Below are 7,565 nucleotides of genomic sequence, written 5' to 3'. Positions count from 1 at the left end.
GCATAAGGTTTATGCTCCTCCTTCCGCCCGGCATGCGCAAGAAACTTTTCCGTGAACAGCAGAGGGCACAACTTGGGTTACGTTTTATGGAAGGCTGCTCTTGTGAGAATAAATCTCATTCAGAAACGTCTCCCCTCCATTGACTTCTTTGCGCAGACCCCGTACCATACAAGTAAGCTACAAATCCTCCTTTGACCGTTCCCTCTGCCCGTTGCCGGGCAGGGGGATTTTTTTTAGGCTCAAGCGGAGTGGGTTAAAAATTGAAGTAGAGAAATTTACTCGGCGCGACCCGCAGCATTTGATAGAGGGCGCAGGAGAAAAGAAAGCCGGTGAGGACAGCCCAGCGCAGATTCGGGCGGAAGCGGAGGAGACGCTGCGCAGCGTTTTCCGGCGGTGCGTTTTGCAGCAGCCCGCCGATTCGACAAGAGTTGGGCAGCAGAAAGACGGCCAAGCCGAACAAGAGCAGATGCCAGCCCATCTCGCCCGGCAGCAGCAAAGTTCCTGTGGTGAAGTGACCGCGCAGCGGGCGGATTTGTTCCAGCAGCCGCGCCATGCCTGCGCTGAAGACAAGGCCGTTCAGCCCAATCATGCCCTTCAGCACCCGCAGCCCTTCTTCCAAGCTTGCGGCCCGGAAGAGCACCCACGAGGCGTTGACAAAGAGAAACGTGCAGAGCCAGCCGAAGAAGGCGGGCAGGCGCAGACCCCGCTCCTGCCAAAGCCGGTGAAGAGCCAATGCGGCACCGTGCAGCCCGCCCCAGAGGAGAAAGGTCCAGCCTGCGCCGTGCCACAGTCCGCCAAGAAGAAAGGTGATCAGCAGGTTGAGGCAGGTGCGCGGCAGACCTTTGCGGCTGCCGCCAAGGGGGATGTAGAGATAGTCCCGGAGCCAGCGCGACAGGGTGATGTGCCACCGCCGCCAGAACTCTTGGATGCTGGCAGCCTGATAGGGCGAGTCGAAGTTTACCGGCAGAACGATGTTGAAAAAAAGCGCGGACCCGATGGCCATGTCCGAGTAGCTGGAGAAATCGAAATACAGCTGAAAGGTGTAGCTGAGGCTGGCTCCCCAAGCGTCAAAGAAGGTGAGGGCTTTTTTCGCGGCAAAGCCTGTTCCTGCCCAGACCGAGAATTGATCGGCGATCCAGACTTTTTTGAACAGGCCGAGGCAGAAGAAAAAGAGGCCCAAGGCCATGTTGCGCGGTGCAGGCAGGCGGCTGCGCAGACGGGCGAACTGCGGCATCATCTCCTGATGAGGGACGATCGGCCCGGCCACCAGTTTGGGGAAGAAGGTGACAAAAAGGCAGTAGTTGAGAAAACTGCATTCCTGCACGCGCCCCCTGCCGCAATCCACCAAATAGGCAATTTGCTGGAAGGTGAAAAAACTGATCGCCACAGGCAGGGCCAAGTGCGGCAGCGGCAGCGAGGTGCCCAGCAGCTGGTTGATGTTCACCAGAAAGAAGTCGGCGTATTTGTAATATCCAAGCAGGCCGAGATTGAAGCAGATGCCGACCGGCAGAATGCCTTGGCGGGCCAAACCGAATTTGCCCGATTGCTTGGTCTGCTGAAGCATGGCACCCAAGGCGAAATTGACCAGCAGCGACAGCAGGAGCAAAGGCAGGTGGGCAGGACTCCAGCAGCCGTAAAAAAAGAGCGAGGCCAAGACCAGCCATGCGCTGGCCGCACAACCAAACCGCCAGCGGTTGAGCAGGAAATAAAGCAGCAACGATGCGGGCAGGAAGAGAAAAATATAGGCAGGAGAATTGAAAAGCATGGCTCAGTTCATGCAGCTCTCAAACTGTTCCGCGACAGCCCGCAGGTCGTAGCTGGCTGCCAGTCCGGCAATTTCTTTCAAATAGGCAGGAAAATTTTCCGTCGTCAGCACGCCGCGTCCTTCAGCCATCAGGCGCAGCAGCTTGGCATTGATGTCCTTATGATAGTGGCTCTGGTCTTTGTAATTGGCAATGTCGGCGGTGAAATCCTGATTGTCAAAACCGAAGATGCGCACATTGGGCAGTGCTCCGGCGGTGCGGACCACATCTTCGATAAAGAGCTGGTAGCTTTTGTAATAGCTGACATAGTATTGCTCCTGCATGGCGTACCAGAGCCGGGAATAGGGCGGGAAGAAAAGAAAAAAAGTGGTCTCTGGCTGCGCTTGCAAAACAGGAAGAATATGCTGCTCAAAGGATGAGCGGCTGTTGCTCCGGCATTCAGAAAGAAACTGCTCTTTCCAGACATCTTTGCTCCCTTGCGCCACAATGTCTGCCACGCGAATGATCTCTTTCAAAAAGACATTGAACTCCGGCGATTTTTTGCCCCAGCGGCACCATGCCTTGACTCCGCCAAAGGCTTTGACATAGTACGGAAACCACTGATACAGCTCTTCAACAGACTTCACCCGCGCTGTGCCAGGAATTTCCTCCCCGCAGGAATTCTTCTTGCTGAAATTCCAGCAGCGGAGCAAGCGGATGTCGAAGTAGAGACGGAAATCGTCAAAGGGATTGCGGTTGTAGAGGAAAGCGAACCGTTCCGGCGGCATGTCTTGGCTGTACTGCCCGGCTCGGACAAAGGGCAGATGATCCAACGAAATGATCATCTGTTTGATTTTTTTTCTGCGGAAAAGATGCTCCAGCACGATCTGACGCTCGCTGAAGAGCGAGCCGGCCATAGACAGATTGAGGAATTTGCCGCCCAGCTGGGCTGACGCTTCCGCAGCTGAAAAATTCTCCGCCATGCTGTTGCCAAGTATGGCGGAATCGAAATCATGGCTGTTGATGATCCCGGCGTTTTGAAAGCGGGCGTTGTTGATGAAGACGGTTTTCCTGAACCAAGGCTGATGAAAGAGCTGCCACGGATCAAAAAGAAAACCATACAGCAGCAGGCTGCCGAACAGTGCGCAGACTGTGCCGAGAACGCCAAGACAGAACCGCCGGTGCGCCGTCTGAGCACCCATCAGATGTTTGTCAGTCCCAGCCGCCGCGCCCCGCTCCGCAGCAGTTTTTTCCACGCAGGGCCGCCGCCATGTTTGGCAATGCTGACATGATGCTGTGCAGCAAAGTGCTGCGGACTGCTCTCCCGCAGGGTGACCGTGATGTTCAGCATATCTCCGGGCGCAATCTGCTCCTGCTCAATCTTCGGAAGAACGCAGATGGCGTTCGGGCCGCCGGAAAGCAGGATGTTTCTCTGCTCCGGCGCAAGCCAAGTCAGGCTGCCGGTTAAAAACAGCCGCTGGAAATCATCTGGCTGACGGAAGGTCATGATGTCTGCGTTCTGCGTCACGTTGCGCACAACAAGACTGGCAATTTCAATGAAGCCATGCCGACGGCTGAGATCAAGCCGAAGCCAGAGCGGCGTTTCCGCAACTGGCAGGGCAAAGGAGACAGCTGTCTGCTCTCCTCTTGGGTAACGATGATTTTTTGATTTGCCTCTGCTAAATTGGCCTTGACTGTCCCAATACAGCAGCATCGCATTGTTTCTGTCCGCTTCATCCGCGCCGCTGGCGAGAATATTGAGCCGCTGCATTCCGTCTTCGCGCAGCCGGATGAAAATCTCCAGCAGATCGCCAAGCTGCGCGTCGCCTTCTTTGACCGTCGGCAGAAGAATCATGGGATCTTCACCATAGGTGAAGATGATGTTTCTTAGTTCCGGGCAGAGCCATTTCAAATCCTTGGCCAGAAAAAGCTGCTGCAACTCCTCCTGCTCGCGGAAGGCCATGATTTCCCTGTCTTGACTGACATTGCGCACAGTGACGCAGTCAAGCTCGGTGATGCCGATGCGGGAACTGGGATCAAGGCGGAGCCAGAGCGGCAGTTCCTCAACCCGGATGGTGAAGACGCATTCTCTCCATGCCCCGCTCTGATAATGCCGCCATTGCGACTGCTGATGATCGGTGAACGTGCCGTCGCCGCTCCAAGAAAAGCGGACGAAATTATTGTGCTCTGCTACAGCTCCAGTCCAGTCCGCCTGTTCGCGTTCGGCAAACTGCTTTTGCAGGGCAGCACGGACAAAGGGCTTGCGGCGGCGGAAGACCTCGCGAGTCCACTCTTGCAGATAGCCCCGGCTGACCGGCCTGCCTGCGGCAATTTGCAGCAGGGCCTGCTCAAACTGGACGGCGCAGGCATCCCAGTCCGGCCAAGCCGCCGCTGTTTCCGCTGCGCCCTGCTTGAGTCGCTTTAGGTCTTGCGGATTGTCTTTGAGATGCCGCAGGAGGCGGACAACTTCAGCTTCATCATCCCGCTTGACCACATAGGCATTCTGGTCGTGGACGATGTACTCGTCATGGCCGGTCACATCATAGACCAAGGCCGTGCCGCCGCAGTGGAACATCTCCAGCGGCGGGCCGAACATCCCCTCCACATAACTGAGCTTCAGCACCAGATCGCAGGAACGGTACACTGCCGGAGTTTCGTGAATCGGCACCCGCGAGAAGACCCGGTCCACATCAGGCCAGCTTTGAATGGCCGAAGAGGTGAGCAGCCAGATTTCATCCGCGCCAGCCGCCTTGGCCAGTCTGACCGCCGCAGGCACGTTTTTGAAGAAAACTTCCACCGGCCCTTCCACCAAAACCCGGAAGCGGCCCGGCTGACGCGGCGCAACTGCCGGACCATCAGCGGCGTAGATGTCCTTGCGGATGCCGTTGCGCACTAAATACGGCCAGCTGTTGTGATGCCGCTGCAAATACTCCTGAATCCAGGCCGCCTCAGTGATCATCGGCACGGCGCAGGAATAGGTCTGCTCGCAGAGGCCGCGCCAGAGCGTCCGTTTAAGGCTGAGCGGGTGCTGCGGATCCGGCGGCTCGAAAAAACGGCTTTCAATGGACTGGACAAAATAGGCGCAGTGCTTGGCCCGGAGCTTGCGGAGGAAGAAGGGAGTCTCCCACCACGTGGCAAGAACCACGTCAAAGCATTCGTTCCGCGCCTGTCTGATGGTCAGCCAGTCTAATTCACAGGCAGAATCGTGCCAGGCATGTTCTTCAGGCTGAACTTCCTGCCTGGTGATGACAGCAACCTGATGGCCTTTGCGCTTCAGGCGGGAGGCATGTTCGTAGATAACATAACTGCCGCCGCTGATTCCAGGCGAGCCGAGCAGGAAACCGATCTTCATGAGAGCAAAGCCTTGAGCTTCCGATATGGCGCGGCTATAAGATTGCCGATGCGCCAGCGTTTTGAGGCAAGAACCTCGTTGAGATGTTTTTCCGCAGCCGTCAGCTGTTCATTCAGGCGGTTGATGACAAAATTCTGCTCGCGGAGGAGATATTTGTCGGCGACAAAAATGCTTTCCGGCGCAGAGGCAAGTTCAGGCTCTGGCAGCAGCCTTTCACTTTTTTTGTAGATCACATTCAACACCACTCTGGAAAAAGCTAGGGGGACATCCAGCTTTTTGGTCAGGAAATAATGGCGCAGCAGCTCTTCTTCAAGGGAGACATCGAACCAAGTCAGTATTTCCGGCTCAAAACCATTGGCAACCAAATACTTGCCGTGCTCTTTGCCAATGGCCAGTTCAAAATCATGGAAGCTCACTCCCCTGCCCCAGCGCATGATGGTTCTGTCCAGCTGCTCTGTGGGCATGGAATCAAGGCTGGCAAAACCTTTGCCAAATCCTTCCCGCAGCGAGCGGTCGGCATAACGGACATAGAGTTCGCTGGGCAGCAGATGGAGAAAAGGCAGCTCCGATGTATGCAGATCCGTATAGCAGAGCAGGTTCGGGGTTTCCGTGACAACCAGCAGCCCATCTGGATTCAACAGCTGCCAGCAGAGTTGCAAGGTCTCGTGCCGCTCGCGGATGGTCTGGTGCTCCAGCACGGCAAAAAGCAGAACGATATCTGCGCCGTTGGGATGATTTTCCCGCAGGGTTGCAACCAGCTGCTCTGCCGCAACAAGATGCAGGGCCACGTTGTTCAGGCCCATCACCTCCAGCCGCGCCTGTGCCCCGGCCAAAGCCTGCGCGTCAATGTCGTAGCCGTCGATTTTTTCGACAAAATGGGCAAAGGCAGCAGTGCTGGAGCCGGTGCCGCTGCCGATCTCCACCAAGGTTTTGCCGCGCAGATCAATCTGCCGCGCCACCCACGGCACCACATGGGCCAGTGCGTTGTTGTAGCGGCGGAAGACATTGGCCTTGATGTCCTCTTGCCCGGTTTCTGTCTGGAGAAAGTCTTGGTCGTAGTTTTTAAAATAGGTGGCCAGCAGGGCTTCTTCAATCTGCCGCAATGTGCCGCTGTCGTTTAGAATATGCTGCTCGTACATCGTGTCTCTTTCTTGGCAGATTGCTTGGAGTCGGTTGATTTTTTAACTGCCGAACAGCGAATTTCTGTCGATTTTTTCCTGTTTGCCAAGAAATTTGGCTCGGCAGCAGAGGAGTCTGGCCGAGCAGCAAAAAAGTTCTGCTCGGCAGGAAAGGAATTCAGCTTAGCTGAACTTCTTTCCTGTTAAGCCGCAAAGGAGTTTGGCCGACCTGAACTCCTTTGCGGTCAAGCTGGAAAGAAGTTCAGCCGACTTGAACTCCTTTCCAAGTCGGCAGGATTCCTTTTCAGCTTGACTCAACTCCTTTGCTGTCGACTTGAACTCCTTTCTTGCCGAGTGCAACTTCTTGCCAGCTCGGCTGAACTCCTCTCCTGCCGAGCCAAACTCCTTGGCAAATGACTCATTCTTGTCTGGTGTGAACAGACACTACCTTGCATCCTCACTTGTCTGCACTGGCGTGATCGCCAACGAGTTCAGCTCGTTGTTGAACATCCCATGAATCGAGCGGCCAGGCGTGACAGCGGTCAACGAAACAAGGTCATGCGCCCAGCACTGCACCACGTGGCCCAGCGCAACCTCTCCTTGGCCGATGCCAACGGTGATGGTGTATTTGTAAGGATACACTTCCGGCCAATAAAAGGAGTACTCAACCACGCTGTGCCCGGCAGCCAGACGCGGGGCGGGCGCATTCAGGCAGAGGCTGTTTTCCCCGAACAAGGCATTGCCAATCCGGTCTTTGACATTGTAGCCGAAGATCAGCTCATCCAAATCGGCCGCCGCATGAACCAGCAGCCGGATGGTGATCAGGTCGCCTTTCTGCACCAGATTGACTGGTTTGCCGCCGCAGGTGACGCTCAGATATTCAATCACCACCTGCTCGACCCCGGAACGCTTTTCTGGCGGCACCTTGATCCATTCGGCAAAGTCCTCTGGCAAACCAGTGCTGACAGCAGGAGAAGGAAGGGCGGTCTCGCGTTCCACCCGCTGCTTGCCGCCGCTGAACTGCTCTTCGTGGAGGATTTTGGTGTATTTGCTCACCGCCTGCACGGGGTCGCCGTCAAAGGTCACGCGCCCGTTTTCCAGCAGCAGCACCCGGTTGCAGAGATTGACAATGGAGTGCATGTCGTGGCTGACCAAAACGATGGTGCAGCCCTCCATCATCTTCTTCATGTGGGTCATGCACTTCTGCTGAAAGAAGATGTCGCCGACAGACAATGCCTCGTCCACAATCAGGATCTCCGGCTGGACGCTGACTGCGGCGGCAAAGGCGAGGCGGATGTACATGCCGCTGGAATAGGTCTTCACCGGGCGGTCGATGAATTCGCCGATGTCGGC

Annotated in this window: 5 protein-coding genes; all 5 read right to left on the bottom strand. The window is 56.1% G+C overall.

The window, feature by feature from the left end:
• Positions 1-253: 253 nt before the first annotated feature.
• A complete protein-coding gene (locus ACNKID_RS00530; RefSeq protein WP_417911476.1) occupies positions 254-1,765 on the bottom strand; it encodes an MBOAT family O-acyltransferase in 1,512 nt (503 codons plus the stop codon).
• 3 nt (positions 1,766-1,768) lie between these two features.
• Entirely contained in the window at positions 1,769-2,998 is a 1,230-nt protein-coding gene (locus ACNKID_RS00525) for a hypothetical protein (protein WP_417911475.1), read from the bottom strand.
• A complete protein-coding gene (locus ACNKID_RS00520) occupies positions 2,944-5,094 on the bottom strand; it encodes a glycosyltransferase family 4 protein (RefSeq protein ID WP_417911474.1) in 2,151 nt (716 codons plus the stop codon). The genes ACNKID_RS00525 and ACNKID_RS00520 overlap by 55 nt, the downstream gene beginning before the upstream one ends.
• Positions 5,091-6,233: a class I SAM-dependent methyltransferase gene (locus ACNKID_RS00515; protein WP_417911473.1), complete on the bottom strand. Its 1,143-nt coding sequence runs from the start codon at positions 6,231-6,233 to the stop codon at positions 5,091-5,093. The genes ACNKID_RS00520 and ACNKID_RS00515 overlap by 4 nt, the downstream gene beginning before the upstream one ends.
• Before the next feature lie 423 nt (positions 6,234-6,656).
• Positions 6,657-7,565 (bottom strand): ABC transporter ATP-binding protein (locus tag ACNKID_RS00510; RefSeq protein ID WP_417911472.1); only part of this gene is annotated, 909 nt, incomplete at its 5' end.

Source organism: Candidatus Electronema sp. TJ (assembly GCF_048287355.1).
Taxonomy (GTDB): domain Bacteria; phylum Desulfobacterota; class Desulfobulbia; order Desulfobulbales; family Desulfobulbaceae; genus Electronema.
This window is presented reverse-complemented; position numbering and strand designations above follow the sequence as displayed.